The sequence below is a fragment of the Zoogloea sp. genome (assembly GCF_044344315.1).
Classification (GTDB): Bacteria; Pseudomonadota; Gammaproteobacteria; order Burkholderiales; family Rhodocyclaceae; genus Zoogloea.
Map to the genome: position 1 here is coordinate 1 of NZ_JBIJDC010000194.1, position 3,201 is coordinate 3,201.

General features: G+C 66.8%; 4 protein-coding genes and 1 pseudogene. 4 read left to right on the plus strand and 1 reads right to left on the minus strand.

The window, feature by feature from the left end; translation table 11 throughout:
• On the minus strand, nucleotides 1-355 hold a 355-nt coding region (locus ACIQ09_RS22050), incomplete at its 3' end, for an endolytic transglycosylase MltG (protein ID WP_398314550.1).
• Between the two features lie 170 nt (nucleotides 356-525).
• Here ACIQ09_RS22050 and ACIQ09_RS22055 point away from each other — a divergent pair.
• From ACIQ09_RS22055 to ACIQ09_RS22070, 4 genes and pseudogenes are all read left to right on the plus strand, one after another.
• A complete protein-coding gene (locus tag ACIQ09_RS22055; protein WP_398314552.1) occupies nucleotides 526-1,557 on the plus strand; it encodes a YgfZ/GcvT domain-containing protein in 1,032 nt (343 codons plus the stop codon).
• 12 nt (nucleotides 1,558-1,569) lie between these two features.
• On the plus strand, nucleotides 1,570-1,860 hold the full coding sequence (locus ACIQ09_RS22060; protein WP_398314554.1) for a DUF4936 family protein: 291 nt from the start codon (nucleotides 1,570-1,572) through the stop codon (nucleotides 1,858-1,860).
• Entirely contained in the window at nucleotides 1,851-2,618 is a 768-nt protein-coding gene (locus tag ACIQ09_RS22065; protein ID WP_398314556.1) for an NRDE family protein, read from the plus strand. Before ACIQ09_RS22060 ends, ACIQ09_RS22065 begins: the two co-directional genes overlap by 10 nt.
• Before the next feature lie 50 nt (nucleotides 2,619-2,668).
• A pseudogene (locus ACIQ09_RS22070) lies at nucleotides 2,669-3,201 on the plus strand (transcription-repair coupling factor); the annotation flags it as partial.

The window sequence follows — 3,201 nt, forward strand, 5'->3', positions numbered from 1 at the left end:
GGAAGTTCCAGCCCTCGATAAGGGCCAGTTCGGCCTGGCTGACATCGCCACGGGTCAGCATGTTGAGCAGCGCCCGCGGCGTGATCCCGGCCTCGACTTCGTAGCTGCCAGCCTTTATCCCGTTGGCCTGGCGCGTCACCCGGGCAAGCAACACCAGGGCGGCAGGCCAGGTATCGATGCCGGCGTCGGTCAGTTGTCGGGCCACCTGGCGCATGCCGGAGCCGGGTTCGACAGTGAAATCCAACGGGCTTTGTCGTAAACCCACCGGACTGTGGGCAAACCACGCAAGGCCACCTACCGCAGCAACGACGCCCATCAGCGCAACAACAAATACACGAAAAAACAGGCGCTTCATCGGGGAACTTGGCGCTTTCGGAACGAACGAAAGAGGTGAAGAAAGGAGGAAGATCCGGCAAAAACCAGGGGCTTGATTCTTGCTTCAATTGATTGGCCAGCCCCCGTGCGGCAACGCCCTATAATAGCGCAAACCGCTTCAAGACTCGTTTTTGCGACAGGACACGACAGATGAATGCAACTTGGCAATCCCATCTCGGCGCCAACGGCGCGAAGTTTTCGGACAACTCCGTCAAGTTCAATGACGACGAGCGGCAGGATGTGACGCTCGCAGCCCAGGGGACCGTGCTGGTTCCCCTCGTGCACCTCGGCGCGATCCGCGCCACCGGTGAGGACGCCAGCGTCTTCCTGCACAACCTGTTCTCCAACGACGTGAAGAAGCTCGGCCCCAACGAGGCCCAGCTGACCAGCTTCAATACGGCCAAGGGCCGCATGCTGGCCAGCATCGTCCTGTGGCGGGAGGCCGGTGACTACCTGCTCACGCTCTCCTCGGATATCCACGCAGCCATTCTCAAGAAGCTGTCCATGTATGTGCTGCGCTCCAAGGTCCGCCTGATGGACGACAGCGGCGACAGCGTGCTGATCGGCCTCGCCGGGCCCCGGGCCGGTGCTGCCCTGGAGGCGGCCGGACTGCATATCCCCGGCGCGCCCCGGGCAACGGCATCCGGTGTAGCAACGGTGGTGCGCCTCGACGGCGCCCGCTTCCTCGTCTCGGCACCTATTTCCGAGGCCGTGGCCCTGTGGGACAAGTTCGTGGCCGCGGGAGCCGCCCCGGCCGGCACCGCCGCATGGCACTGGCTGGACATCTGCCAGGGCCTGCCCACCGTCACCCTGCCGGTCCAGGAAGAGTTCGTCGCCCAGATGCTCAACTTCGACCTGATCGGCGGCGTCAGCTTCAACAAGGGCTGCTATCCGGGTCAGGAGATCGTCGCCCGCACCCACTACCTGGGCAAGCTGAAGAAGCGCATGTTCCGCGTGCACACCGACGCCACCGAATGGCCGATTGCCGGCACCGACGTCTTCTCCCCCGAGTTTGGCGAACAATCCGCGGGCAAGGTCGTCATTGCGGCACCGGCCCCCACCGGCGGTTTTGACGCCCTCGTGGTCTTGCAGACCTCCAGCGCCGAATCCACCGAGGTGCACCTGGGCAGCACCAGCGGCCCTGCCGTCGGCTTCCTGCCCCTGCCCTACGCCCTCGCCTGAAAACGCCCGACATTGAGCCCCTCCCACTACTTCATCTACTACCCCGTCCGGATCGGCATGGAAACCGATCTGGCCCGGGGTTTGTACAACCTCCAGGCCGAGATCCACGCCACCACCGGGGTGGCCGGGCGCTTCCTGCGCAAGGCCGACGACCCCTGGACCTGGATGGAGATCTACGAGAACGTGCTCGACACCGCCGCCTTCGACCTGGCGCTGGAGCGCGCCATCGAGCGTCACGGCGTGATGCGCTTTCTTGAAGATGGCGGACGTCGCCACACCGAGCGCTTCGTCGCATGTGCCTGATCCTGCTGGCCTGGCGAGCCCATCCGGATTACCCCCTGGTGGTGGCCGCCAACCGCGATGAGTTCTTTACCCGTCCTGCCGCGGAAGCCGGCTGGTGGCCGGATCGGCCTGATGTCTTTGCCGGTCGTGACCTGGAGGCAGGTGGCTCCTGGCTTGGCCTGAGCCGCAGTGGCCGTTTTGCCGGCCTGACCAATTTCCGTGACCCCGCCCGCCAGCGGCCAGACGCTCCCTCCCGCGGGGCGCTGGTGGCCGACTTTCTGGCAGGTGCCGAATCCACCGACGCAGCGCTGGCCCGCCTTACGCTCGAAGGCCCGCGCTACAACGGCTTCAACCTGCTGCTCAGTGACGGGGACAGCCTCGGTATCTACGAAAGCGAGAGCGGCAGCGCCCGGCGCCTCGAACCGGGCCTCTATGCCCTGTCCAATCACCTCCTCGATACCCCCTGGCCGAAGGTGCTCGCCGGCAAGTCACGCCTCGCCCGCGCCTTGCGGGCCCTGCCCGACGACACGCCGCTGGCCGAGCTTCTGCGCGACGACCGCCCCGCCGCCGATTCCGAGCTGCCCCGCACCGGCGTGAGCCTGGCCTGGGAGCGCATGCTCTCCAGCGCCTTCATCCGCGCCCCGGGCTACGGCACCCGCTGCTCCACCCTGATCCGCCGCGACCGTTACGGCTGGACCCACGTGGTTGAATCCACCTGGAGCCCCGTGGGGATCGAGAGTGGCCGCGTCGTGGACAGCTTCCAGGTCGCCCGGGCCTGATCCGGACGCCTATAATCCGCCCCTTGTTTCCCCCCGCAGCACGCTCGCGCATGACCGCCTCCAGCCCCTTTCAAGCCCTTCTCCCCGCCCTTGATGCCTTCAGCCGGGCCAAGCCCGGCCAGCGCCTCGACCTGCCGCCCGTCGCCGGGTCGGGTGACGCCCTGGCCATCGCCCGGCTGGCCGGGGGAAAGCGCATGCTGGTGGTGGTCACCGCCAACCCCATCGACGCCCAGCGCCTCTCCGACGAGATCGCCTGGCTGGCCCCGGGCCTCCGCACCCACCTGCTGCCCGACTGGGAGACCCTGCCCTACGACAGCTTCTCGCCCCACCAGGACCTGATCTCCGAGCGCCTGTCCACCCTCTACGCCATCAGCCGTGGCGAAGCCGACATCGCCCTGGTGCCCGCCTCCACGGCCCTTTACCGACTGGCCCCGCCGGCTTTCCTGGCGGCCTACACCTTCTTTCTCAAGCAGGGTGAAAAGCTCGACGTGGACCGCCTGCGCATGCAGATGACGGTTGCCGGCTACGCCCACGTCACCCAGGTGATGTCGCCGGGTGAATACAGCGTGCGCGGCGGGCTGGT

Bases quoted from the DNA above. Each gene is read 5' to 3' on its own strand.
- ACIQ09_RS22055 (WP_398314552.1), top strand. From the start codon at position 526: ATGAATGCAACTTGGCAATCCCATCTCGGCGCCAACGGCGCGAAGTTT.
- ACIQ09_RS22065 (WP_398314556.1), top strand. From the start codon at position 1,851: ATGTGCCTGATCCTGCTGGCCTGGCGAGCCCATCCGGATTACCCCCTG.